Origin of the sequence: Pseudomonas sp. ZY71, assembly GCF_036542145.1 — a bacterium.
Classification (GTDB): domain Bacteria; phylum Pseudomonadota; class Gammaproteobacteria; order Pseudomonadales; family Pseudomonadaceae; genus Aquipseudomonas; species Aquipseudomonas koreensis_A.
The window spans coordinates 2702778-2728684 of sequence record NZ_CP144274.1; the positions used below are offsets into that span (position 1 = coordinate 2702778).

Annotated in this window: 14 protein-coding genes; 8 read left to right on the forward strand and 6 right to left on the reverse strand. The window is 57.8% G+C overall.

Features of this window, described 5'->3' with window-relative positions; genetic code table 11:
- The first annotated feature begins 2 nt into the window (after positions 1-2).
- The 4 genes from VY732_RS12100 to VY732_RS12115 all read left to right on the forward strand — a co-directional run bounded on the left by VY732_RS12100 (position 3) and on the right by VY732_RS12115 (position 15531).
- Positions 3-13391: a hemagglutinin repeat-containing protein gene (locus VY732_RS12100; RefSeq protein ID WP_331695515.1), complete on the forward strand. Its 13389-nt coding sequence runs from the start codon at positions 3-5 to the stop codon at positions 13389-13391.
- Positions 13392-13394: 3 nt separating this feature from the next.
- Positions 13395-13838 (forward strand): hypothetical protein, encoded by a 444-nt coding sequence (locus tag VY732_RS12105; protein WP_331695516.1) that lies wholly within the window; start codon positions 13395-13397, stop codon positions 13836-13838.
- 265 nt (positions 13839-14103) lie between these two features.
- Entirely contained in the window at positions 14104-14298 is a 195-nt protein-coding gene (locus tag VY732_RS12110) for a hypothetical protein (protein ID WP_331695517.1), read from the forward strand.
- Positions 14299-14523: 225 nt separating this feature from the next.
- Positions 14524-15531 (forward strand): glycosyltransferase family 2 protein, encoded by a 1008-nt coding sequence (locus tag VY732_RS12115; RefSeq protein ID WP_331695518.1) that lies wholly within the window; start codon positions 14524-14526, stop codon positions 15529-15531.
- Between the two features lie 84 nt (positions 15532-15615).
- Here VY732_RS12115 and VY732_RS12120 read toward each other — a convergent pair whose 3' ends face one another.
- Together VY732_RS12120 and VY732_RS12125 are read right to left on the reverse strand one after the other, a co-directional pair.
- Complete coding sequence (locus tag VY732_RS12120) at positions 15616-16659, reverse strand: LLM class flavin-dependent oxidoreductase (protein ID WP_007910852.1); 1044 nt, start codon at positions 16657-16659, stop codon at positions 15616-15618.
- Positions 16660-16811: 152 nt separating this feature from the next.
- The gene (locus VY732_RS12125; RefSeq protein WP_016987069.1) at positions 16812-17297 is read right to left on the reverse strand and encodes a flavin reductase family protein; all 486 of its coding nucleotides are present in this window, start codon (positions 17295-17297) and stop codon (positions 16812-16814) included.
- A gap of 324 nt (positions 17298-17621) precedes the next feature.
- Here VY732_RS12125 and VY732_RS12130 point away from each other — a divergent pair, with 324 nt between their 5' ends.
- Together VY732_RS12130 and VY732_RS12135 are read left to right on the forward strand one after the other, a co-directional pair.
- Complete coding sequence (locus VY732_RS12130) at positions 17622-19028, forward strand: purine-cytosine permease family protein (protein ID WP_331695519.1); 1407 nt, start codon at positions 17622-17624, stop codon at positions 19026-19028.
- A gap of 250 nt (positions 19029-19278) precedes the next feature.
- Positions 19279-20379: a polyamine ABC transporter substrate-binding protein gene (locus VY732_RS12135; protein WP_331695520.1), complete on the forward strand. Its 1101-nt coding sequence runs from the start codon at positions 19279-19281 to the stop codon at positions 20377-20379.
- 116 nt (positions 20380-20495) lie between these two features.
- On the opposite strand, the gene VY732_RS12140 is transcribed toward VY732_RS12135, so the two are convergent.
- Positions 20496-21470: a TerC family protein gene (locus VY732_RS12140; RefSeq protein WP_331695521.1), complete on the reverse strand. Its 975-nt coding sequence runs from the start codon at positions 21468-21470 to the stop codon at positions 20496-20498.
- Positions 21471-21634: 164 nt separating this feature from the next.
- On the opposite strand from VY732_RS12140, the gene VY732_RS12145 reads away from it, so the two are divergent.
- Positions 21635-22579 (forward strand): Dyp-type peroxidase, encoded by a 945-nt coding sequence (locus tag VY732_RS12145; protein WP_331695522.1) that lies wholly within the window; start codon positions 21635-21637, stop codon positions 22577-22579.
- An 18-nt stretch (positions 22580-22597) separates the two neighbouring features.
- Here VY732_RS12145 and VY732_RS12150 read toward each other — a convergent pair whose 3' ends face one another.
- Together VY732_RS12150 and VY732_RS12155 are read right to left on the reverse strand one after the other, a co-directional pair.
- Positions 22598-23068 (reverse strand): hypothetical protein, encoded by a 471-nt coding sequence (locus tag VY732_RS12150; protein WP_331695523.1) that lies wholly within the window; start codon positions 23066-23068, stop codon positions 22598-22600.
- 209 nt (positions 23069-23277) lie between these two features.
- On the reverse strand, positions 23278-24066 hold the full coding sequence (locus tag VY732_RS12155; protein WP_123593825.1) for an AraC family transcriptional regulator: 789 nt from the start codon (positions 24064-24066) through the stop codon (positions 23278-23280).
- A gap of 84 nt (positions 24067-24150) precedes the next feature.
- Between VY732_RS12155 and VY732_RS12160 the strand changes: the two genes are divergently transcribed.
- Complete coding sequence (locus tag VY732_RS12160) at positions 24151-25149, forward strand: bile acid:sodium symporter family protein (protein ID WP_116029147.1); 999 nt, start codon at positions 24151-24153, stop codon at positions 25147-25149.
- Between the two features lie 82 nt (positions 25150-25231).
- On the opposite strand, the gene VY732_RS12165 is transcribed toward VY732_RS12160, so the two are convergent.
- The gene (locus tag VY732_RS12165; RefSeq protein WP_116029146.1) at positions 25232-25861 is read right to left on the reverse strand and encodes a hypothetical protein; all 630 of its coding nucleotides are present in this window, start codon (positions 25859-25861) and stop codon (positions 25232-25234) included.
- Between the last annotated feature and the right edge of the window lie 46 nt (positions 25862-25907).

The window sequence follows — 25907 nt, forward strand, 5'->3', positions numbered from 1 at the left end:
ACATGGACATTCGTCAACTAGCCTTTATCGCCAGTGAGCCTGCTGCTGCCGTTAAAAACCGCGAACTCTTCCTCGGCATGCCGAAACGCGGGCTGGCGTTCCTGTTGGCGAATGTCATGTTCTGGCAACCGATGTGGGCGCAGGCCGACGGCATCGTGGTGGCCAACCCGAATACCTCGCTGGATCGCGCCGGCAATGGCGTGCCGATCATCAATATTGCCACGCCCAATGCCAGCGGCCTGTCGCATAACCAGTTCCACGACTACAACGTCGGCGCGCAGGGGCTGATCCTCAACAACGGCTCAACACAGAATACGGTTACGCAACTGGGGGGGCACATCGTCGACAACCCGAACCTGAAAAACAGCGGTTCGGCGCAGGCGATTCTCAACGAAGTCATCAGCGGCAACCCGAGCCAGTTGCGCGGTTACACCGAAGTGGCGGGGCAGTCGGCGCGGGTGATCGTCGCCAACCCTTACGGCATCACTTGCAATGGCTGTGGCTTCATCAACTCGCCGCGCGTCACGCTGACTACCGGCAAACCCGTGCTCGATAACGGCCGGCTGGAGCGTTATCAGGTTGACCAGGGTTCTGTGGCCATCGAGGGCGCGGGCCTCAACGCGACTAACGTCGACCGTTTTGAAATCATCACCCGCAGCGCAAAGATCAACGCGCAACTTCAGGCGCAGAACCTGACGATTGTCGCCGGTCGCAACGACGTCAATGCACAAACGCTCAATGCCACCGCGCGCGCTGAGGACGGCAGCAGCAAACCGCAACTGGCCATCGACTCGTCGGCACTCGGCGGCATGTACGCGGGCGCGATCAAACTGGTCGGCACCGAGGCCGGCGTCGGGGTGAAACTCGACGGCAAGCTGATTGCCAGCGGCGGTGATATTCAACTGGATGCCAACGGTCAGTTGAGTCTGGCCGACACCTCGGCCACGGGCGCGGTCAACGTCAAGGCCGCCAGCCTCGATGCACGCGGCGCGGTTTACGCCGGCAGCAGCGTCAACGTGCAAACCCAGGGCAACCTGAGCAACCGCCAGACCCTCGCGGCCCGCGACAGCATCACTCTCAGCTCCGGCGGCCAACTGACCAATGCCGGGACCATCGAAGCCGGCGTCAACGCCGATGGCAGTCGCAACGCCAGCGGCGATCTGAACCTCACCGCGCAGAATCTCGACAACACCGGCAAGCGCCTCACCGCCAGCCGCAATCTGACGGTCAATACCGCGCAAACCCTGAACAACCAGGGCGGTACGCTCAGCGGGCAGAACATCGTCGTCACCGGCGGCAGGCTTGATAACCGCCGCGGGGAGATTCTCGGTGACCTGGGCCTGAATATCGATCTCAGCGGTGCGCTGGACAACCGTGACGGTGTTCTCGGTTCGGCACGCACCGTGTTTTTGAAGGCAGCCAGTCTGGATAACCGCGAGGCCGGGGCGCTGGTCAGCGATGGCAGCCTGACTGCACGCATCAGTGGCACACTCGACAACCGCAACAAGGGTGACATCTCGGCCAAAGGCGCGATTGATGCGCAGGCCGGCACGCTGCTGAACAGCGCAGGTAAAGTCACTGGCAACAGCACGCTGGCTCTGCGCGGCGACACGGCCGACAACCGGGGCGGGGTGATTCAGGCCGACCAGCAGTTGACCGTGAATGTCGCGCAACTGGATAACCGCGAAAAAGGCGTGATCAGCAGCAAGCAAGGCCTGACCTATGTTGGCACTCGTCTGGATAACAGTGGTGGTCTGGTCAGTGCGGTCGGCCCCGTCAACCTTACGGCTGCGGAAATTCAAAACGCGGCTGGACGGATTTCCAGCCAGGGCGATCTGCTGGCCACCATCGGCCTGCTGCAACAACAGGGCGGTGCGCTGGTTGCCCAAGGCAATCTGAGCCTGACTGGCAAGACGCTCGACAACCGCAACGGCGGGCTGGTCGGCACAACAAAAGCGCTGACACTCTCGGTCGACGACGTCGACAATCGCAGCGGCGAGATCTCCAGCAGCCTGCTGATGAACGTCAAAGGCCTGCGTCTGGATAACAGTGATGGCGGCAAAATCCTCTCCGGCAGCAACATTGGGCTGAGCGTCACCAAACTGATCAACCAGAGCAAAGGCTTGATTGCCGCCTCCAAAGGCGCGGTAACAGTCACCGGCGCCACGCTGGACAACAGCGGCGGCAATCTCGGCAGCCTCAACGGTCTGGTGATTACCCTTGATGACGCGCTGACCAATTCGCTCGGCGCGATCAGCAGCGACGGCACGCTGACTGTCAATGCTGCGCGCATCGACAACAGCAACGGCAGCCTTGGCAGTGCCGGCAACCTGAAACTCACCAGCACTGGCGCGTTGCTCAATCAGGCCGGTTCGATCAACACCGACAGCGCGCTGACCCTCAACAGCGGCAGTCTTGATAACAGCCGAAAAGGCGCGATCTACGGCCAAGGCCTCAGCCGGATCGAGACCGGCGCAGTCGACAACAGCCAGGGTGGCAAACTCACCAGCGGCGCGGCGCTGACGCTCAAGGCAGGGCAGGTCAACAACGCCACGGGCCGTATCGCCAGCCAGCAGGCGCTGGACGTTTCGCTCACCGGGCTGGATCAGCAGGGCGGTGAGCTGTTCAGCAAGACTGATCTGACCCTCGATCTGAATCACGGCCAGTTGAACAACCAGAGCGGTTTGATCAATGCGCCCGGCACGCTGCTGTTGAAAAACCTCAACGGTGTGAACAACCAGGGCGGGGAAATTTCCAGCCAGCAAGCCTTCACGCTCGCCGCGCACGACCTCGACAACAGCAACGGCAAACTGCTCAGCCAGCAGGGTCTGACGTTGCGCATTGCCGCAGCACTGAACAACCTCAAAGGCGTCATCTCCGCCGCCACGCTGGACAGCCACAGCGCTAGTCTGGACAACCACGAAGGCCTGATCAGCAGTCGCGGCGAGTTGTTGCTCACCACCGACAAGACCCTGGCTAACCAGCTCGGCACCGTCATCGCCGACGGCCAACTCACCGTCAACGCTGATGGCGTGGATAACCGTGAAGGCAATATCACCGGCAAGGCCGATGCCAGCGTGCAAGCAAAAACCGTCAACAACCAGAAGGGTCAGTTGATCGCTACCGGCGTGCTCAAGCTCGAGGCAGATCAATTCGATAACCGGCAGAACGGTCTGCTGGGGTCGAGCAAAGATATGACCCTGACCGTCGCTGACCTCGACAACCGTGGCGGCGAGATCAGCAGCAAAGGCGATTTGCGCGTTACGGGTACCAAGCTCGATAACAGCGACGGCGGCAAAATCTTCACCGGCACGGCCCTGACGCTGACCGTCGACGAAGTGCTCAACCGCACTAAAGGTCTGCTCGATGCGGGCTCGCAGTTCAACCTGCAGGGGCGCTCGCTGGACAACAACGGCGGCCAATTGCTCAGTCAGCAAGGCATGCTGCTGCACCTCACCGGCGGCTTTGACAACACCTCGGGCAAGGTCAGCAGCGAAGGCACGCTGACGGTCAACAACGCGAAATTGACCAACGTCAAAGGCAGCCTGTCCAGTGCTGCGGACCTGACGCTGGACAGCGAGACCAGCATCGACAATCAGGGTGGCCAGATCGTCACCGACGGCGTGCTGGTACTGAACAGCACCAGCCTCGACAACCGCCAGCAGGGCACGCTCAGCGGTAAAGGTGCCGTCACGGTCACCACCGGTGCCTTTGATAACAGCAATGGTCGCCTCAGCAGCGCCGACACCCTGAACCTCACGGCTGGCCAGGTCACCAACAGTGGCGACGGCAGTATCGGCAGTCAGAATGCGCTGACGGCTTCGGTCAGCGGCCTCGATCAACAGGGCGGCAAACTGTTCAGCAATACGCAACTGAGCCTGGACCTGAACCACGGCCAGTTGAACAACATCGGTGGGTTGATCAACGCGCCGGGCACGCTGCTGCTCAAGCAACTCAACGGCGTCAACAACCAGGGCGGCACAATTTCCAGCGCCGAAGCGCTGACCCTGACCGCGCAAAGCCTCGACAACGGCAACGGCAAGCTCCTGAGCAATCAGGGCCTGACCCTGCGCATCGCGGCCGCACTCGACAACGTCAAAGGCATGATCGGTGCAGCCACCATCGACGCGCGTGCCGCAAGCTTGAACAACAGCAGCGGCAACCTGGTCAGCCGGGGCAACCTCGGCCTGACCGTGGACGGTCTGCTACGCAATGACGGCCATGGGCTGATCAGTGCGGCGCAAACCCTTGAGATCACCAGTGCCGACCTGAACAACCGCGATAGCGGTCTGATCAACAGCCAAGGCAATCTGACGCTGACTGCCACCGGACTGGATTCCAGCGATGGCGGCGAAGTTTCCGCCAGCGGTGACATCGATCTGAAGCTGACCTCCCTGACCCAGAACGGCGGACGCCTGGTAGGTGACAAAGCCGTCACTCTCGATCTGGCCAATGGTGATCTCGACAACCAGCGCGGCGTGCTCACGGCTCAAGGGCCCTTGACACTCAAACGTCTGCGTGAGGTGAACAACCAGAGCGGGGAGATTTCCAGCAACCTCGGTTTCGAGCTGATTGCCCGAGCCGTGAACAACAGCGCCGGCAAAATCATCAGCGGTGAAAAACTGCTGTTGCGTGGCACCGAGCTGGTCAACCAGAAAGGCCTGATCTCCGGTTGGCAAGGACTCACTGTCAACGCCGACAGCCTGGACAACCGCAAAAGCGGCACACTCTCCAGCAAGTTCGCCGATGTCTCGGTCGACCTCAAGGACGCGCTGCTCAACAGTGACGCCGGGGCTGTCGTCGCCCAAGGCAATCTGAACGTCAAGGCGGGTAGCCTCGATAACAGCAACAAGGGCAATCTGAGCAGTGGCGCAGGGCAAGTCCTGATGCTGGGCGGCGCACTCGATAACAGCCAAGGGCTGATTTTCAGTGGCGCGGCACTGGATATCGTCAGCACCGCGTTCACCAATGCCGGCGGCTCAATCAATGCCGAACAGGCGTTCACGGCCACGGCCACACGTCTGGACAACAACGGCGGCCAGATCGCAAGTAACGCTGCGCTTACCCTCAACCTGAGCGGAGAGCTGAACAACAACGCCGGCAAACTGGCGAGCAGCGGCGCGATGTTGATCAAGGGCGTCACCGACCTGCGCAACCAGAACGGTCAGATCGCCAGCCAGACCACGCTGGAGGCGCGCACCGGTTCGCTGGACAACAGCAACAAGGGCACCCTCGCGGCCAATGAACAGCTGCAGATCATTGCCACGGGCGTCGTAAACAACAGCGCGGACGGGCTGATCTTCAGCCAGAATGCTGGCGTGCAACTGACCGCCGCCAGCTTGCGCAACGGCAAAGGTTCGATCCAGAGCGAAGGCGCGTTGAGCCTTGAAACCAGCGCTGACTTCGATAACCAGAGCGGCAAGGTCATCGCGCAAAGCGGCAATGTGTTGGTCAAAGCGGCCAACATCGATAACCGTGGCGGCACGCTTTCCAGCATCAAAGGTGCTCTGGAAGCGCGCACCGTCGGTGTGCTGCGCAACGGTTTCGACCTCAATAACAATCGCCAGGGCGGCATCATTCAGGCGCAGGGTCTGACCCTGACGGCACTGGCCGGCCTGAACAACAATGGCGGGCGGATTTCTGCACGAGCGGCAGACCTTGGCATCACCACAGCCGCGCTGGATAACAGCTCTGGCGTGATGTATTCGAAAGGACTTTTGGGCGTCACCGGCACCAGTCTGGAAAATGCTGGCGGGCAGATCGCTGCCAACCGCATCGATTTCGGTCTCAGCGGCGCGTTGCGTAACGGCACGGGTGTCATCGAAAGCGATACCCAACTGAGCGTAAAAGCTGCCAGCGTCGACAACCAGAATGGTCGTCTGCGTTCGCTGGGCAACACCGGCAAAACCCTGTTCCAGATCGGCGGTTTGCTCGATAACCGTAACGGTGTACTGGAAACCGCCAACACCGACATGACCCTGGCCGTCGGCGGCCTGCTCAATGCCGGCGGGCAACTCAACCACGTCGGGCGCGGCAGGTTCGACATCTCCACCGCCAATGTCATCGGCGCGGGCGGCAGCATCGTCACCGGCGGGCTGCTGGAACTCAACGCCGACAGCTGGAGCAACTCCAACGTCATTCAGGCCGGTCGCCTGAACGTTAACGTCGGGCAGTTCAGCCAGACCGCCAGCGGCAAATTGCTGGCTTCCGATTCCCTGCAGATCCGTGGCGGCAACTGGACCAACGATGGCTTGATCGCCAGTGATGGCATCCTCGATATGCAAATCGGCGGAACCTACGCCGGCAGCGGCCGCTTGACCAGTCAGCGCGGCGCTTACCTTTCCGTCGCGCAGATGAACGTCGCGGCGGCCGGCAGTTTCGCGGTGGGCGCCACGTCGACCGTCAATGTTGGCGGGCAACTCAGCAACGCCGGACGCATGACCTCCAGCGAAGACCTGACGATCAACGCGGGCAGTGTTGCCAACTACGGCACCCTGGGCGCGGCGCAGAACCTCATCATCAACACGCCTTCGTTGCTCAACGATCGCGGGCTGATTTTCAGCGGCAATAACATGACCCTCGGCGTCAGCACGCTGACCAACCAGCACGGTGATTTCTACGGTCTGGGCGATGTGGTGATCGGCGGGTATGCCGGCGCGGCACGGGCAGCGGGGGTGTACAACATTTCCGGCTCGATGGAGAGCGGGCGCGGGTTTACGCTCAGTGCCGATGTGTTTGAAAACCGCACAGAAGGGCCGACGGCGTCGGTTGAACGCAAGCTCATTTCCGGGTTGATTGCAGCCAGCTGTGGCGACTGCGTTGGCGGCACCTTCAACAACTTCCTCGCCACTCGCGAGACCTACCAATTCTTCGACACCGATACCAGCGCTTCGGCGATGTTCAATGTCGGCAAGGATTTTACGTTCACCGGCGGCACGTTCCTCAACAGCAAAAGCACGGTAGCGGCGGGCGGCAACATCACCATCACCGCAGACAGCCTGAAGAATATCGGTGCCAAAAGCGGAACCGTCGAAGTCACGCGTCAATACAACTTCGAGATGGGCACGGGCAGCACGGCGCAATTCATGGCCAACGTGATCCTGCCGTACAACCAGCGTAACAACCCTGATTTCCCTTTCGTGTATTACGTTATTGCGCCGGAAGGCCTGATCCGTAAAGCGATCGCCAAAACCGTGGGCAATGGCATCGTCATCGTCGACGCCGAGACGGGCGAAAACGTCGGTAGTCGCAAATATGGCCGGGCCATGTCTGGGTATACCGCGGGCTTCGAAACCTCAACGCCATCGCTGTATGACCCGAATAACCTGATGGCCATACCGAGTGAACTGGCACCGTTCGAAAAAGGCGTTGCTGTCGAGAAACCGGTTAACAGCACCGGTGCTGCCGATACCACCAACTCGCGCAACGCAGTGATTCAGGCCGGCGGTAACGTCTCGATTACCGCCACCCGGGAAGTTGAAAACAGCGTTATCCATCAGGACTACGGTTCAACGGGTGGCACCAACAAAGTTGCCAATACCACGGTCGGAAACAGCGGCACCGTCGTTGTGCGCATCAACAGCCAGTTGCCGCCGGACCTTGCGCAACAGCAAGTCAATCCGCTGAGCCTGCCTGGTTTCTCTCTGCCGACGGGCGAGAACGGTTTGTTCCGTCTGAGCGGGCAGGGCAGCAGTGGCGTCACTGCCGGCAACATTGGCCCAGCACCGACGTGGACGGTTGCCAGTGAGTCGATAAATGCCCAGGACCATATGGTTGCCGCCAGCAGCGGCGGGCCGCGCAACCTGTTCATTGATGCACCTGCGCGGGTGTCCGACAGCACCCGCTTCGTGGATACATTCCACCCGACCCCGAGCATGGTTCAGGCAGTCGCCAGTACCGTCGATGCAAAAGTGCCGGAGAGTTCTGCCGGCTCGGGCAAGCCCGGCCGCGGTAACGACATCAAAGAGTCGATCGACACTCGTCCGGTCACGCGTGTCACTGGCCTGCCGGACACCACAGCGCCCTCGAATCCGCACAAATACCTGATCGAAACCAACCCGGTACTCACCGACCTCAAGTCGTTCATGAGCTCCGACTACCTGCTGGAAAAACTCGGCTACAACCCCGATCAGAGCGCCAAACGCCTGGGCGATGGCCTCTATGAACAACGCCTGATCCAGCAAGCCGTCACCGCCCGCACGGGGCAGGCTTTCCTCGACGGCCAGACCTCCAACGAGGGCATGTTCAAATACCTGATGAACAACGCCATCGCCAGCAAGGACGCGCTCAACCTGTCCGTCGGCGTCGGTCTCACCTCGCAGCAAGTCGCCGCGCTGACCCACGATATTGTCTGGCTCGAAGAGCACGAAGTGAATGGCGAAAAAGTCCTGGTGCCGGTGGTTTATCTGGCGCAAGCCAGCGGCCGTCTCGGCCCGACCGGGGCACTGATTGCCGGTAACGATGTGACCCTGATCGCGGGGGAAAACCTCGATAACGTCGGCACGCTCAAGGCCACCAACAACTTGTCCGCGACAGCGGGCAAGGACCTGGTCAACAGCGGTTCGATCGAAGCGGGCAACCGTCTGGACTTGCTGGCCACCAACAACATCGTCAACAAGGCCGGCGGCATCATTGCCGGCAAGGACGTCAGCCTGACCACGCGCACGGGCGATGTGATCAACGAACGAACCATCACCTCGATGGACGACCAGTACGGCACCGTCACCCGGCATCAGGATTTTGCCGATAACGCAGCGCGGATCGAGGCGGCCAACGACCTGACCGTCAAAGCGGCCAACGACATCAACGTCATCGGCGGCGTCCTGAAAAGCGGCCAGGACATGGCGTTGAACGCCGGTCGCGATGTCAACGTGGCCTCTGTGCAGGTCAACGACAGCGCGTCGCTGGGCTGGAGGGGCACCGTCAGCAGTGTCACGCAATTGGGCGCGGATATTGATGCCGGGCGTGATTTCAAGGCGGATGCCAAGCGTGACTTCAGTGTGATTGCCAGTGACATTGAGGCCAAACGAAATGTGTCGATGTCGGCGACTGAAAATCTGGTGATCAGTTCGGCGGCGGATGAAGAGCACTCGCGTTCTGCTAACAAGAAAATGTCGCGTCAGGATGATCAGGTCAGACAGGTGATGTCCGGTATTACTGCCGGCGGTGACATGACGTTGAATGCCGGCAAGGATCTGGAACTGATTGCCAGTCGAGTCAGTGCAGGGGATGAGGCTTATCTGTTTGCTGGCAACAATGTAAATCTGGAAACCGCGGATAACCTAGATCACTCGTACTACTCGAAGACCAAAAAAGGCTCGTTCGGCAAGAAAAAGTCGACGATGTCTGAAAGCGAAAGCGCCGTTTCGGTCAGCTCCGTTGTTCAAGCAGGCAACAAGCTGGCGATTTCCGCCGGAGAGGATTTCAACGCCACCGGTGCCAAGCTGAAAAGCGATGGGACATTGCTCGCCACTGCGGGTCACGATATCAATCTTGATGCTGCGCAAGACTACGCGAGTACCGCTAGTGCTTCGTCCAAGAAGGGTTGGACTTCTAGCAAGTCCAGCTCATCGAAAGTCACTGAATCCCGTTTGAACAGTACGGAGTTGGTCGCGAAAAATATCGAACTGAAGGCTGACCATGATATTTCGCTGGCGGCTGCGGCATTGCGTGCAAAGGAGGAGATAAAACTTACGGCCGCCAACGACATATTGGTAGGTGCCAGTGAGGAAACTAAAACAACCGCTCAATCGAAGAGCTCCAGCAAAACCAGTGCGAATCTCACCGGCTACCTGACTTCCGCGCAGAAATCTCAGGAGCGGCAAACGACCTCGACGCGAATGGTTGGTAGCGATATCAGTGGCGGCAGCATTCAGATCAAGAGTGGCCGCGATACAGTTGTCGAGGGCAGCACGCTGGTTGCCGACAAAAATATCGGGATTGATGCCGGTCGCAATCTGGAAATTATCAGCGCTGAAAACACTGAGAGTTCAAGCGCCAAATCCGGCAGCAAAAAGGTTGGTGAAATTGGCTCTTGGTGGCAGGGCGCGACAGGTGTCATCAAGCAAAAAGAAGGCGAGAAGTATGATTCTACTCGGCAATCGGGTAGTCAGATCGCCTCGCTGGGCGGCAATGTCAGCCTCACAGCGGGCGATCATTACACCCAATCCGCCAGCCAGTTAGTCACCCCATTGGGTGATGTGAGCATCACTGCCAAGCATGTCGATATTGAGGCCGGTTTCGATACCCTCAATTCGAGCAGAACCGCCAGTACCAGCCGTACCGCGATTGGCGGGTCGGTGAGTATTCCATTGCTTGATGCTCTGCGGGGTATTCAGCAGATGGGCGAAGCTGCGCAGAAAACCAGTGATGACCGGATGGTCGCGCTGGCTGCCGTGAATGCGGCAATGAGTGCCAACCAGGCGGTTGATGCGGGCAAGGCGTTGATGAACTCGCCGAACGCCGGGATCAAGATCAGTGTCAACCTGAGCGACAGTCGCAGCCATAGCGAAAGCAGTCAAAGTGGGCGCAACGTGGTGGGCAGCGATGTCGTGGCAGGCGGCAATGTAAAAATCGTTGCCACAGGTGATGGTGCCAACAGCGATATCAACGTAATCGGCAGCCGGATTGAAGGTGGCGGTGACGTCAGCCTTAAAGCCGACGGTGAGATCAACCTGCTGTCGGCACAAAACACCGCGCATCAGGAAAGCACCAACAGCAATTCTGGCTGGAGCGCCGGGATCGGCATCGGCTTTGGCGGGGCACAAAACGGTGTCTCGTTTGAGCTGGCTGCCAACGCGGGACGTGGTATGGCAGATGGGGACGATGTCACCCATACCAACACGTATATCAAGGGCGGCAACAGCGTCAAACTGGAGAGTGGTGGCGACACCAACATCAAAGGCGGCGTCGTTTCGGCTGATCAGGTCAAGGTCAACGTGGGCGGTGATCTCAATATTGAGAGCCAGCAGGACACCAGTACCTACACCTCCAAACAATTGAGCGCAAACATCGGCGTCAATATTTGCGTTCCACCGATCTGTGCAGGCATGAGCACGATCAGTGGAGGCATCGCTGCGCAGAACATGAACAGTGAGTACGCCAGTGTCAGCGAGCAATCAGGAATCAAGGCCGGTAATGGCGGCTTCCAGGTTGAGGTCAAAGGCAATACCGACCTTGTGGGTGCGGTCATTGCCAGCACCGACAAAGCGGTAGCCGATGGCAAGAACACCCTGAGTACTGGAACGCTGACCACGTCTGACATCAAGAACAAGGCTGAGTACGACGCAACCAGCATCAACCTGAGCGGTGGCTATGGTGGCAGTCTCGGTCGTGATGGCAACGGTAATGCCAGCGCTACGGCCAACCCCAATGGTCCCAAGGTGCCCAATAAAGGTGGCGTCAGCATGTCCACGCCGGTGGTGCTATACGCCGGAGACAGTTCCAGTAGCACCACCCAAAGTGGCATCAGCGGTGCGGCCGTTACTATTACCAATGGCACCAAACAGCAGGAATTGACCGGTCAGACGGCGGAGCAGGCCATTGCCGCGATCAATACCGATGTCTCCAGTGAACGTGACGGCAGCAACAAACTAAAACCGATTTTCGACGCCCAGGAAATCGGCGTGGATTTCGAGATCGTCGGCAAGTTTGTGCAAAACGTTTCCCAGTATATCGATAGTCGTGCGCGGGAAATCGATCAGAAAAAGGAGCAGGCCAACGCTGAAAAAGCCGCTGCTGACAATGAGAGTTTGTCTCTCAGCGATCGAATAGCGCACCACGAAAATTATTTACAGCTCAATCAGCAGATCAAGGAGATTGGCGATAACTGGGGCGCCGGTGGAACTTACCGGCAAATCGCAACGGCGCTGGTCGCCGGTATCAGCGGCAACGTGGCTGGGAGCGGCGCTCAGTTCGCGCAAAACATGGTAGTCAACTACCTCCAGCAACAAGGCTCGGCGTACATCGGCGACCTCGTGAAAAAAGGCTTGAAGGAAGGCAGCCCTGAACACGCAGCGCTGCACGCAATTCTCGGTTGTGCCGGCGCCGCCGCAAGCAGCCAGAGCTGCGCGGCAGGTGCCTTGGGCGGATCTGCCGCCAGTCTGCTGGCCGGCCTGTTCGCTGACGCCGATCCGAACGAAACCGCTGAATCGAGAGAGGCCAAACGCAACATCATCGCCAGCATCGTGACCGGCATTGCGGCCATGAGTACTCCGAATGGTGCCGCCACCGCGAACAACGCGGCTGCGGCAAACGTCGATAACAACTGGTTAGCGACGCAGCAGTATGTGCAGGCCAAGAAAGAAATTGATGCTGAGCCTAATGTGCTCAAGAAGTTGGCGATCATCGAAAAGTGGGGGGTGACGTCACTGCGTCAAGATCTCCTGACAACGGCTGGAGTCATGAAGGGTTTCACAGATGGCATGGCCGGAGCGGGCTTGGGAACTCTGGATAGCGCCGTCATGCTTATGCGGGATCCTATGAAAAGCTGGGAGGCTATCGAGGAATTCGCAGGCTCCGATGAAGCCCAAGCGCTTCTGGGTAAGGCTGTTGCCGATGCGTTCAAATCTCAAATCGACCAGATTAAGCAGGCAGCTGTCGAAGGCGGCGATGCCAACGCTGAAAACCTCGGACGGCAGATGGGCCAGTCCGTTGCGCTTGTTATCCAGCTTCTGATTGGCGGAGGCAGCAGCTCTGCAAATAGTGCATTGATCTTGTCGAGAATGGGTATTGACGTCTCGGTGAATACGGTCAAGAAAATTGGAGCTTCGTTTGATCTCGACGTTGTTAAAACTCAAATCACTAAGCTGCCAAGCGTCGTACGGGACACAGATGTACCGATCATTGATCCGGTTAAACCGGTAACCCCGCCAAAAACTGACGTCACGCCTCCGAAGGTAGATACGACAGTCCCTAAGGATGGCGATCTGCCTCCTAAAGATGGCGTCAAGCCTTCGGAAGTTGAGCCGCCACCTCCTGAAAAGGTCCCTGACGAATTTATTCCACCAGGAATGGATCGACCATTCAGGCCAGTGAATCCCGAACATCCACCTATCCAATCTGTGGTTGATGCAATGGAAAGCCCACTGATCAAAAAAATGGTAGCGTGCGATAGCGTCGACTGCTCGGAAATTGCGATAAAACTCTTTGACGCCGCTGAAGGCAAAGGGAAAATTATAGAAGTTAGGCCCGTGCAGTCTGGGAAGTTAACGCTATTTGAAAATGGCAAAATCGAAGCAGATCAGATATACCATCAGGTTTATACAGATGGCCGCTACGTATATGATCCGCGTCTGTCTTCGAACCCGATTCCAAAAGGAGATTGGGAGCAGCACATCAAAGGGATGAATCCCGAAGGTGTTAAGATTTCAGATAACTTAAAAGGTCTTTAGTTTATGAAGATTGAGAATCAAGAAGGACTTCTTCTCAATGTTATTGCTGATATAGGCGTCCTGGAGTGGCGGAAATATCAGCAGCGATTTCCTGAAGTGAAGGTTGGTAATGAAATGCGGCGTGAAGATCATTCTGGGCTTCCTCCATTTATCGCTTTCAGATTCAAGTTTATTAGCGAGGATGCTATTGATAAATTGAGGGCCACGGTGGAAGGCTACAAGGGGGCGTTGTCATGGTCTTTTGTCGGGCGGTCACGCGAGGGACTACCTGGGATTAATTGGATGATCGCGCCCTCCAGACTGTGGGAGGTGGAAGAATGCGCGTTTAAATCGAATATTTCTGCCGCAGTGTATTTATCTATCCACGAGCCTTTACTTGGCCCGTTGGCATACAAGGATTTGGCTGGGCTGACAGAACATATTCGCTCGGAATTCTCGATATTTTGAAAAACTGGAGGGCGAAGAATTTCTGGATCCTATATGACAGGTCACTTGTGCAAGGTCACCTGGATAAGTGAGTTTAAATATCATCTAGGGGCGGGCGGCGTCAAAATGGCGAGAGTAAACGGGTAAATTTGATAAATGTGGACAGACCCTGAGGGATCCCCTCAAATCTACTCTAGGCTCTGCGCCTGATGATGCACCTCAGCACGCAGAGCTTTCGCCAGACTTCTCCGATATTCGCTGTAACCTGTAGGGTGAGGATGCATTCATGGCAGTGATCAGGGAAGGTGTGGTTTTGGGTGGTGAGTATTCGGGCTGGGAGATCATTGTTGAGGATGATCGTGATGGCGACACGGGTGGGTATTATTTGTACTTGAAAAAAAGTGGTAGCGAAGGGTTTGATTACTGGTTTGAGAGCGAGTCTGCGCTTGAGGCGCAGTTAGCCGAACTCCATGTTGAGTAGTACTAGTCAGTGCTCCGTCCCCGGTTACCCCGCAACAGTGAATCGCTGCAATACAGCCGGCCTCGTTCTTTGACGCCCCAACCGTTGGCCATTTATCATGCGAAAGCATAACGGCATCACGGTGTCGTGAATCATTCGAGTACGTGCCTTCCTGCGGCCGCGCACGTCAACCCTGCCTCACCAATCCCGTATCGGCCTAGGCCGTCATTTCAGGTGCTCAACAACGTGTCTGTCCCGAAAATTTCCGTCGTCATCCCCACGTACAACGTTGAGTCCTACATCGCTGAAACCCTCGATTCGCTGATCAATCAAGCCGTGCCGTTGCATGAAATCATCTTGATCAACGACGGCTCGACCGATGGCACGCTCGCGGTGATTGAAGCTGGTTTTGGCCATCGCCCGGAAGTCAAAGTGGTCACCCAGATCAATCAGGGCGTTGGCGCTGCCCGGCGCAATGGTCTGGCGCTGGCGAGCGGGGAGTATGTGTTCTTCTGCGATCCGGACGATGTGGTCAGCCCGGAGTTGTTTTCGACGCTGGTGGAGCAGGTGCAGGCCAACGCCGCGCTTGAGTTGTTTTATTTTTCCAAGCGTTCCTACACCGAAGTGGACGGCGAGAAGCAACTGTTGCGACGTAACACCGCCGCCAGTCGCAATGGCTGGTTCGAGGCGGGGCGCGACTTGCTGCAGGATCTGATTTTGTCCGGCAAGTACCACGCGGCGACGTGGCAATACATTTTCAAGCGTTCGGTGTGCGAGCGTTTTGTGGTTCGGCTGGAAGGGCGGGCGCATGAAGATCATGTGTTCAGCATGAATATTTACCTGCACAGCCAGGCCACTTTTGCCACGGCAGCGGACTATTACTTTCAACGGGTCAGGAGCGGTTCGCTGACGCAGAGCCATAAGGACGTTGAGTACGTGATGGGCAGTTATGCCGCGTATCGCGACACGCTGGCAGCGTTGAAAAAGCACATTGCTGTGTTCAGTGCCGGGCGCGAAGTTGCGCTGAATTTCATGGAGCGCAATGTCGACGCACTGATCACCAAGTGCATCAAGTATGGTGTGCCGTTGCCACAGCAGATCACCTCAATGACGCGACAAGACAGCCGTGATTGCGGGGTGATGTTGCACACTCGCTGGACGCTGTGGTTTCCGCGCATCGTTCATGGGGTGCGCAAGCTGCGTTTCAATCTCAAGCAGTCGCGCCGGAGTCGGAAAGCCGCCGTTCAGGGGTAACGTTCACTCGCCGACAAACGCAAAAAGGGGCGAATTCATATCGATGAATTCGCCCCTTTTTATTGCTGTTCAATTACGCGGTTCTCAGCGAAACGCTGGCACCACATGCTTGATAAACAGCTCCAGCGACTTCTTCTTCTCTTCATGCGGCAAGCTGTTGTCACACCAGAAACTGAACTCATCCACGCCCAGTTCCTGGTAGTACTTGATCCGCGGAATGATCTCTTCCGGCGTTCCGATCATCGCCGTCTTGTGCAGACTCTCCAGTTCAAACTCCGGACGGCCGGCGAACTTCTCTTCCGGGCTTGGCGCGAGGAAGCCGTTGACCGGGGTTTGCTTGTTGCCGAACCACGCATCGAAGGTGCGATAGAAACGTGAGATGGCTTTTGCGCCGACTTTCCAGCCATCCGGATTGTCAGCGGTGTGCACGTGGGTATGGCGCAGCACCATCAATTGCGGACGCGGCACATCCGGGTTGTTATCCAGCGCAGTCTGGAACTTGTTCTTCAGGTCGAGGACTTCTTCGTCGCCCTTCATCAACGGCGTGACCATTACGTTGCAGCCATTGGCCACGGCGAAGTTGTGCGAATCCGGGTCGCGGGCGGCGATCCACATTGGCGGGTTGGGCTTTTGAATTGGTTTTGGCACGCTGGTGGAGGTGGGGAATTTCCAGATGTCGCCGTCGTGGGCGTAGTCGCCTTGCCACAGGGCGCGGACCACCGGGACCATTTCGCGCAATGCCTGGCCACCGCTGGAGGCAGGCATGCCGCCGGCCATGCGATCGAATTCAACCTGATAGGCGCCACGGGCCAGGCCGACTTCCATGCGACCGTTGCTGATGACGTCGAGCAACGCGCATTCACCGGCAACCCGCAGCGGATGCCAGAACGGCGCGATGATGGTGCCGGCGCCGAGGTGGATGGTGGTGGTTTTCGCGGCGAGGTAGGCGAGCAATGGCATCGGGCTCGGCGAGATGGTGTATTCCATCGCGTGGTGTTCGCCGATCCACACGGTGCTGAAACCGCCGGCCTCGGCCATCAGGGTCAGTTCGGTGAGGTCTTCGAACAGTTGGCGGTGGCTGACGCTTTCGTCCCAGCGTTCCATGTGGATGAACAGGGAAAATTTCATGACGCTTCCTCGGATCTTTTGTTGTTGAGGCTACAAAACTTGTAGGAGTGAGCCTGCTCGCGATGGCGGTGTGTCAGAAAAAACATCGACATCGGATAAATCGCTATCGCGAGCAGGCTCACTCCTACAGTTGATTTGTGCGGATCTGACGATCAGGCCAGGACGGGCAGGGCGCCCATCTTGCCGTGGCAGTACACCAGCGGCCCGGCGATTTGCTCGGGAACGATCAGATTCTTCACCGCGCCGACCATGATGGCGTGGTCGCCGCCTTCGTATTCGCGCCACAGCTCACATTCGATGATAGCCGTCGCGTTGGCGAGGATCGGGTTACCCAGTTCGCTCAAGGTCCACTCGATGCCTTGGGCCTTGTCTTTGCCTTTGCGGGCGAAGGCGTAGGCCTCGCTTTGCTGGCCGCCGGACAGAACGTGGATGGCAAAGCGTTTGTTTTTGATCAGCACCGGGTAGGAATCAGAACTGTAGTTGGGGCAGAACAGCACCAGCGCCGGGTCCATCGACAGCGAACTGAACGCGCTGGCGGTCAGGCCGACGATCTGACCGTCATCGTCCAGGGTGGTGATAACGGTTACGCCGGACGGGAACGAGCCCATGACTTGTTTGTAGATGGCGGCATCGATCATTGGTCGGTCCTCGGGTGTGGTGCTACTGTTTTTATGTGTTTGTTGGTCTGATGGTATACCAGTATTCGATCTTTGCAAGGCCTTTTAAGCTGAACCGATAAACGTGCCGCGTTCGTCGGAAACTCAGCGTTTACGGGGCTTTCGACTGGTCTGCAAGCCGCGGTTTCAGTAAGGATGGCGTATCAGATAGCACCGCAAACTACGGATCAGTCTTGTGAATTGTTTGGAATACCATAATATGGTCTGCATCTGAGGGGCGGCCAGAGAGTCCCCCCGGTTTGGCTTCATACAACGATAAGAACAGACAAACTCGAGTTCATGCATATGTCCCAGATGTCCCGGCAAGATCCGTTGATCGAGAACCATACGGTCGACTACGTCCCACTCGCGGAACGCCACGGGAAGGCCCGCGACCTATTCACCCTTTGGTTCAGCACCAACATTGCGCCCCTGCCCATCGTCACCGGCGCCATGGTGGTTCAGGTGTTCCATCTCGATCTGCTCTGGGGGCTGTTGGCGATTGCGCTGGGGCACATGATCGGCGGCGTGGTGATTGCGCTGGCGTCGGCTCAAGGTCCGCGCATGGGCATTCCGCAGATGGTCCAGAGTCGCGGCCAGTTCGGTCGTTACGGTGCGCTGTTGATCGTGTTCTTCGCCGCAATCATCTACATCGGTTTCTTTATTTCCAACATCGTCCTGGCGGGCAAATCCATCGTCGGCATTGCGCCGTCGGTGCCGGCGCCGTTGAGCATTCTGATCGGTGCACTGGCAGCTACGGCGATCGGTGTGATCGGCTACAACTTCATTCACACGCTGAACCGCATCGGCACCTGGGTGATGGGCAGCGCGTTGCTGGCCGGGTTCATCTATATCTTTGCCCATGATCTGCCGGCGGACTTTCTCACTCGCGGCAGTTTCAACCTGTCGGGCTGGCTGGCGACGGTGTCGCTGGGGATTATCTGGCAGATCAGCTTCTCGCCGTACGTCTCCGATTACTCGCGTTACCTGCCGGCGGATATCGGCATTGCCAAGCCGTTTTGGGCGACCTATCTGGGCGCGACGCTGGGGACGATTCTGTCGTTCAGCTTTGGTGCGGTGGCTGTGTTGGCGACCCCGGAAGGCACCGAAGCGATGGTCGCGGTCAAGCAGTCGACCGGTTGGCTCGGGCCGATTCTGATGGTGCTGTTTCTGCTCAACATCATCAGCCACAACGCGCTGAATCTGTATGGCGCGGTGCTCTCGATCATCACCTCGATACAGACTTTCGCCAGCCAATGGACGCCGAGCATCAAGGTGCGTGTAGTGTTGTCGAGCGTAGTACTGGCGGGCTGCTGCGTGGTCGCCCTGGGCGCGTCGGCGGATTTCATTTCCGAGTTCATCGGTTTGATTCTGGCGTTGCTGCTGGTGCTGGTGCCGTGGGCGTCGATCAACCTGATCGACTTTTACCTGATCAAGCGCGGCTGCTACGACATCACCTCGATCTTCCGCGCCGATGGCGGGGTTTACGGGCGCTTTAATCTGCACGCGATCATTGCTTATTTCATCGGCATTCTCGTGCAACTGCCGTTCGCCAACACGTCCCTGTATGTCGGGCCTTACGCCAATCTGGTCGAGGGCGCGGACTTGTCCTGGCTGGTTGGCCTGGTGGTCACCGTGCCGTTGTATTACTGCCTGGCGACACGCGGCCAGACTCAGCAGAGCAGGGCGGCCCGGTTCGGTTACACCGACTGAGTCGATCCGCTCCAGCACAATGCCCGGCCATTCGCCGGGCATTCTCGTTTCCGCATCCCGGCGGTCAATCAAATTGGCCACATCGATCCCCTTTTGGCCCATCCCCCACTGTGCTCCAGCTACGCTGTCAGCAAGAATCAAAACCATAACCAGACGCTGAACCTTTTTTTACCCTTGGCTACCTTTACAGCCGCTGCCGTGTACAGAACATAAAAACCATCGAACTCACGCTGCCTTTTGGGGAACAACCATGGTCACGATGAAACGCATTCTGGGTGCCACTGTGTGTGGGCTGTCGCTGTTGGCCGGCGCGGTCCAGGCTGAGCAACGCGAACTGCGCGTGTACAACTGGGCGGACTACATCCTGCCGTCCGTGCCCAAGGATTTCGCCGCAAAAAGCGGCATCAAAGTGACCTGGGATACCTTCGATACCAATGAATCCCTGGAAGCCAAGCTCCTGACCGGCAACTCCGGTTACGACCTGGTGGTGCCGTCGAACCAGTTCCTCGAAACGCAGATCAAGGCTGGCGTGTTTCAGAAGCTGGATAAATCGAAACTGCCGAACTGGAGCCACCAGGACCCGGAACTGTTGAAACTGCTGGGCAAGAACGATCCGGGCAACCAGTACGGCGTGCCTTACATGGTCGGCACTGTGCTGATCGGCTTCAACCCGGCCAAGGTCAAGGCTGCACTGGGCGACAACGCGCCGGTGGACAGCTGGGATCTGGTGTTCAAACCGGAGAACATGGAAAAGCTCAAATCCTGCGGCGTGGCGATGCTCGATTCGCCGACGGAAATCCTGCCGTTGGCCCTGCATTACCTGGGCCTCGACCCGAACAGCCAGAACCCCGCCGACTATGAAAAAGCCAAGGAGCTGATGCTCAAGGTTCGTCCGTACGTGACCTACTTCAATTCGGCCAAATACATGACCGACATCGCCAACGGTGACATCTGCGTGGCCATCGGTTACTCCGGCAGTTTCTACCAGTTCGGCAACCGCGCCAAAGAGGCGAAAAACGGCGTGGTGGTCGACTGGCGCTTGCCGAAGGAAGGCGCGCCGATCTGGTTCGACACCTTCGCCATTCCGAAAAGCGCGAAGAACGTCACCGAGGCGCATGAATTCCTCAACAACCTGCTCGACCCGAAGGTGATCGCGCCGATCAGCGACTTCCTCGGCTACCCGAATGCGAACAAGGATTCGATGCCGCTGATCAACAAGGAAATCACCGACAACCCGAACCTGACGCCGACCCCGGAAGCGCTGAAAAACCTCTACGTCGTGCAGCCGTTGCCGCAGAAGCTTGAGCGCGTGCGTACTCGCGTATGGACCAGTATCAAATCTGACAAATAACACCGCTCCCCCTGTAGGAGTGAGCCTGCTCGCGATAGCGCCAGATCAGTCAACATCGCGTCGTTTGACAGACCGCTATCGCGAGCAGGCTCACTCCTACAAGGTTTTGTGGTGTGTCATTCAGTGCTGCGTTCGCTTTCTCTGGTCATCACCAGACTCAGCAGCACCGACCCCAGAATCACCCCACCCACCACCGCCAACGACCACTCCACCGGCATGTGCAACCACGGCATCAACACCATCTTGCCGCCGATAAACACCAGCACAATCGCCAGCCCATACTTGAGCAGATGAAAGCGGTCAGCCATGTCCGCCAGCAGAAAATACAACGCGCGCAATCCCATGATCGCGAAGATATTCGACGTGAAGACGATGAACGGGTCAGTGGTCACGGCGAAGATCGCCGGAATACTGTCCACCGCGAACATCAAGTCACTGGCCTCGATCAGCACCAGCACCAGAAACATCGGCGTGGCCCAGCGCACGCCGTTTTGCAGGACGAAAAAGCGTTCGCCATGAAAGCTACTGGTGATGCGCATATGCCCGCGCACCCAGCGCAGCAACGGATTCTTGTCCAGGTCCGGCTGGTGGTCGGCAAACACCAGCATCTTGATCCCGGTGAAGATCAGGAACACGCCGAACGCATACAGCAGCCATTCAAACTGCGACACCAGCCACACCCCGGCAAAAATCATCACCGCGCGCATTACGATCGCCCCGAGCACGCCGTACAGCAGCACTCGCCGCTGCAATTCGGGCGGTACGGCGAAGTAGCTGAAGATCATCACGAAGACGAACATGTTGTCGATCGACAGCGATTGCTCGATCAGATAACCGGTGAGGAATTCGAGGGTTTTTTCCCGGGCGATCTCGGCACCGAACGCACCGTGCAGATACCACCAGAGCAGGGCGGCGAAACTCAGTGCCAGCAAGCACCAGGCGATGACCCAGGACAAGGCTTCGCGCACTGACACCCGATGCGCCTTGCGTCCACCGAAGACGAACAGGTCCAATGCCAGCATGGCAAGCACGAAGACGACGAAGGCGCCCCACATCCACGGTTCGCCGATATTGATGTTTGTGGCTGGCATGTCACGCTCCCTGTCTATTCTTGGATTGGGGTCAGACGGGGCCATGCTAGCGACGACTTTGCAGCAAAGAAAAATCGTTTATTTCTGCGCAACAGTTCGATAAAAACGAACTATCCGCCCTCGTTGACAGCTCGGGCACTTTTTACGGAGCAATGTTTTCAACGATGAATACCGACATTCTCGAACCTCAAGCGGTGTGCAGTCCGATCACCAGCAGCGCGATTTTCATCGTTGCGACGCTGAATGCGGGGCCGGAAGCCGCGCAAACCGTGAAAGACTGGTGCGGCGATGTCGCCGGGCTGGTGCGCTCGGTTGGCAAGCGTGTCCCGACCGGCAATCTGACCTGCATCTGTGGCTTTTCCTCGAACGCCTGGGATCGCCTGTTCGGCCATCCACGGCCAGCGGCGCTGCATGGTTTTCGCGAGTTTGGCGGGGAAGGGCGGCACGCTCCGGCAACCCCGGGTGACCTCTTGCTGCACATTCGCGCCGATCAAATGGACCTGTGTTTTGAACTGGCCACGCAAATCATGGCGGTTCTCGGCGATGCGGTGACGGTGGTCGACGAAGTGCAGGGTTTCCGCTATTTCGACATGCGCAGCATCATCGGTTTTGTCGACGGCACGGAAAACCCGGTCGGGCGCAAAGCGCTCAACTTCACCATCGTCGGTGACGAAGATCCGGGTTTCAGCGGCGGCAGTTACGTGTTGGTGCAGAAATACCTGCACAACATGACCGCGTGGAACGGCCTGAGCGTTGAAGCTCAGGAGCGCGTCATTGGTCGCACCAAGCTGTCCGATATCGAACTGGATGACACGGTCAAACCGAGCAATTCACACAGTGCGCTGACCACCATCACCAACGCTGCCGGCGAGGAAGTGAAAATCCTCCGTGACAACATGCCGTTCGGCCGGCCGGGAGCCGGGGAGTTCGGCACCTTCTTCATCGGCTACGCGCGCTCGCCGGAGCCGATGGAGCAGATGCTGGAAAACATGTTTGTCGGCAAGCCGCCGGGTAATTACGACAAGTTGTTGGATTTCAGCACGGCCGTCACTGGCAGCCTGTATTTCGTTCCTTCAGCCGATTTGCTGGAAGCATTGGCGGATAAATGAAGAAGCCCAGTAAAAGGGTTATAGGAACTCGGTGGCTTGGAGGGCAAGTTTACCGTTAACTATGTGTTTGTTGCCCAAGTGTAAAATTTCATAATCGAAATTTGCCTCAACGAATGTCTTATCGCCATTTTGCTCGATAGATAGTTTGCCTTTAACGCCTTCATATAAAAAACCACCTGTAACAAAACCTACCGAAATTCCCGAAGAATCCTCGATACGGTATTTACCGTTTTTCAACGTGGCGGGAATAAAAATATGGAGCTGATCCAAGGTTGCTCCATTCGTTCTGCGCCCGATGATGCTGATGGTGTCCGGCGTGAAAGAGCGATAGGTATGTTGGGTGGCTTTGAAGTCACCGAAGGTACCAAATGGCGGGGTAATGGTCGCCTGGAAATGATTGTTGTCTGTGGTGGTGGCATATTTTGTACAAGGTAGCGGTTGCAGGGATTTGTCGAGGTCGAGTTGAGTGTAGAATTTTTGGTCACTCATGACATGAACTCCTGATTGAGAGTAGTTGATCTCACCGTTGAACAGAGCCTTGCAGGCTCTTCAGTTAATCAGGACGCTACGTGTTGCCTGCAGATAGAACAACTGACAGATCTGTCAGTTGGCAACTTTTAAACAATGTGGTAGTCGGGTTTTATTTTTCAATTGCAAAAGCGTAAGGCGTTCATTTATTTACAGAAGTCTTTTGCCATTCAACGAAAAAACTCTCCCGGCGTTTCACCAAACTGCTGACGAAACGCCGCGATAAACGCCGACGTCGAGTCGTAACCACAGGCCAGCGCGACGTCGGTGACGCGTTCGCCTTTCTCCAGCGGTGTCAGCGCACCGAGCAGGCGCAAGCGCTGGCGCCAGGCGCGGAAGGTCAGGCCGGTGTCGCGCAGAAACAGGCGGGTGAGGGTCTTTTCGGTGACGCCGAACTTCTCGCTCCAGTGGCTCAGCGTGGTTTGCTGTTCCGGATGTTGTTCCAGGCTCTGGTAGATCTGCTTTAAGCGCGCGTCTTGCGGCAGCGGCAGCATCAAGTCGATCTGCGGCGCTTCGGCCAGTTGATCGAGGATAACCTGGGCGAGGCGGCCATGCGGGCCGCTCTGGTCGTATTCCACCGGAACCTGGCTGAACGCGCGGATCAGCTCCCTGAGCAGATCGCTGACGCCGAGCACATGACAACGCTCGAGCGCCCATCCGGCGACGCTGCAATCGATGTACAGGCTGCGCATTTCCGTGTGCGGCGAACTGAATACCCGATGCGGTACGCCCGCCGGGATCCACACGGCGCGCTCCGGCGGGGCGACGAAACGGCCGACGCTGGTCTGGATTTCCAGCACACCCTGAATCGCGTAGGACAACTGCACCCACGGGTGACTATGGCGCCGGGTCAGGGCGCGATTGGGCAGCGATTCGGTGCGCCCGTATAGTGGACGCGGCAGGCTGGGCAGCCCGGGAATGCTGCGTCGCACGCTTTTGTCATGTCCTTTAGGCGGCATCTTGTGGCCCTTCGGCGTTAGTCGGTAATTGGCAGTCACGTTAGAGTCGTCGGCACGCACTGGCAACCCCCGGATGAACCGACCATGACTCGCCCCCGTTTTTTGCCCGACAACTTCACCCTGACGCTGATCGGCGTCGTGCTGCTGGCCAGTTTCCTGCCGGCCAGCGGCCAGGTCGCCGTCGGCTTCGGCTGGCTGACCAACATCGCCATCGCGCTGCTGTTTTTCCTGCATGGCGCCAAACTGTCCCGCGAATCGATCATCGCCGGCGCCGGCCACTGGCGCCTGCATCTGCTGGTGTTCGGCCTGACGTTTGTCCTTTTCCCGTTACTTGGCCTGGCGCTGAAACCGCTGCTGTCACCGCTGATCGGCGACAAGCTGTACATGGGCATGCTTTACCTGTGTGCACTGCCGGCCACGGTGCAGTCGGCCATTGCTTTCACCTCGCTGGCGCGCGGCAATATCCCGGCGGCGATCTGCAGCGCGGCGGCATCAAGTCTGTTCGGGATTTTCCTCACGCCGCTGTTGGTGACGCTGCTGCTCAACGTCCACGGTGATGGTGGTTCGACGCTGGATGCGATCCTGAAAATCAGCGTGCAATTGCTCCTGCCATTCATTGCCGGGCAGATCGCTCGGCGCTGGATCGGCGCGTGGGTCGGGCGCAACAAGAACTGGCTGAAGTTCGTTGATCAGGGGTCGATTTTGCTGGTGGTCTACGGCGCATTCAGCGAGGCGGTCAACGAAGGTATCTGGCATCAGATTCCGCTCATCGAGCTGCTGGGGCTGGTGGTGGTCTGCTGCATTCTGCTGGCGCTGGTGCTGCTGGCGTCGACGTTGCTCGGCAAGGCCTTTGGCTTCAGCCAGGAAGACCGCATCACCATTCTGTTCTGCGGCTCGAAAAAGAGTCTGGCCACCGGCGTGCCAATGGCGCAGGTGTTGTTTGCCGGCAGCACGATTGGCGTGCTGATCCTGCCGTTGATGCTGTTCCATCAGATCCAGTTGATGGTCTGTGCGGTGCTCGCTCAGCGCTACGCCAAGCGCCCGGAATCGGTGCCAGAGCTGATGGCACAAGTCGATCCATGATTCCGACTCGGGTCTATCGGAGCGCTGATGACGAAGTATTAGCCCGGTTGCACCGCGAATGCAGGTGGTCGCAAGGCGTCTTTCAGGCGCTTAGTTGAAACGTGCACCACGCCGCACTGTCGTTGCGCTCCTTTACTCCCACGGGTGCTCCGTCGTGGTAGATACGAACATCTGTAGTGGGCGAACGACTCCCTTTGGCGTTATTCGCGACGTGTACGACTGTGCGACCGACAGACAGAGCACGGAGCTTGGCACCGAGAATATGCCAACGGCCCATCAGTGAGTGGGCCGGATTCACCAGAACGTCAAAAGGCAGTTGGATTTCAGCTTTCGCCAAACCATCGGTGTTGAAGGCGTTGATTTCACCGCAGAGTATGAATGAGACCTCACGATGGCGGATCTTGAACGTCCGGCCCTGAAAACTCGATTCCAGTTGTCGCAAGTTTTCAGCGTTTGGGGCTTGAGCAAAAATCTGCTTTGGCATCCCGATGATTTCCGTCGGGGAAACGAGCCAGGGAGTGACTGATTGCTTCTTTCCCGACTCCAGGAAAACCTTGGTGCCGGGGTGGAGTACTTTCTGAATGGCCGCTGCAGCAGGAATGTTTTCTGCGAAGCCTGGCAGTACAACGAGGTCTGAACGAAGGGTCGATATCAGGTCGACAATAGACTGCGGTGTTGCGCTGTTCAACGGTGAAATGGCTGTGATTTTCATGCCTTTTTCTTCCTGAAATTATTGACGGCCAGTCCAGTGACGACGG

Excerpts from the sequence above, each read along its gene's own strand:
- VY732_RS12100 (WP_331695515.1), top strand. The coding sequence starts at position 3 with ATGGACATTCGTCAACTAGCCTTTATCGCCAGTGAGCCTGCTGCTGCC.
- VY732_RS12105 (WP_331695516.1), top strand. The coding sequence starts at position 13,395 with ATGAAGATTGAGAATCAAGAAGGACTTCTTCTCAATGTTATTGCTGAT.
- VY732_RS12110 (WP_331695517.1), top strand. The coding sequence starts at position 14,104 with ATGGCAGTGATCAGGGAAGGTGTGGTTTTGGGTGGTGAGTATTCGGGC.
- VY732_RS12120 (WP_007910852.1), bottom strand. The coding sequence starts at position 16,659 with ATGAAATTTTCCCTGTTCATCCACATGGAACGCTGGGACGAAAGCGTC.
- VY732_RS12125 (WP_016987069.1), bottom strand. The coding sequence starts at position 17,297 with ATGATCGATGCCGCCATCTACAAACAAGTCATGGGCTCGTTCCCGTCC.
- VY732_RS12130 (WP_331695519.1), top strand. The coding sequence starts at position 17,622 with ATGTCCCAGATGTCCCGGCAAGATCCGTTGATCGAGAACCATACGGTC.
- VY732_RS12135 (WP_331695520.1), top strand. The coding sequence starts at position 19,279 with ATGGTCACGATGAAACGCATTCTGGGTGCCACTGTGTGTGGGCTGTCG.
- VY732_RS12140 (WP_331695521.1), bottom strand. The coding sequence starts at position 21,470 with ATGCCAGCCACAAACATCAATATCGGCGAACCGTGGATGTGGGGCGCC.
- VY732_RS12145 (WP_331695522.1), top strand. The coding sequence starts at position 21,635 with ATGAATACCGACATTCTCGAACCTCAAGCGGTGTGCAGTCCGATCACC.
- VY732_RS12150 (WP_331695523.1), bottom strand. The coding sequence starts at position 23,068 with ATGAGTGACCAAAAATTCTACACTCAACTCGACCTCGACAAATCCCTG.
- VY732_RS12155 (WP_123593825.1), bottom strand. The coding sequence starts at position 24,066 with ATGCCGCCTAAAGGACATGACAAAAGCGTGCGACGCAGCATTCCCGGG.
- VY732_RS12160 (WP_116029147.1), top strand. The coding sequence starts at position 24,151 with ATGACTCGCCCCCGTTTTTTGCCCGACAACTTCACCCTGACGCTGATC.
- VY732_RS12165 (WP_116029146.1), bottom strand. The coding sequence starts at position 25,861 with ATGAAAATCACAGCCATTTCACCGTTGAACAGCGCAACACCGCAGTCT.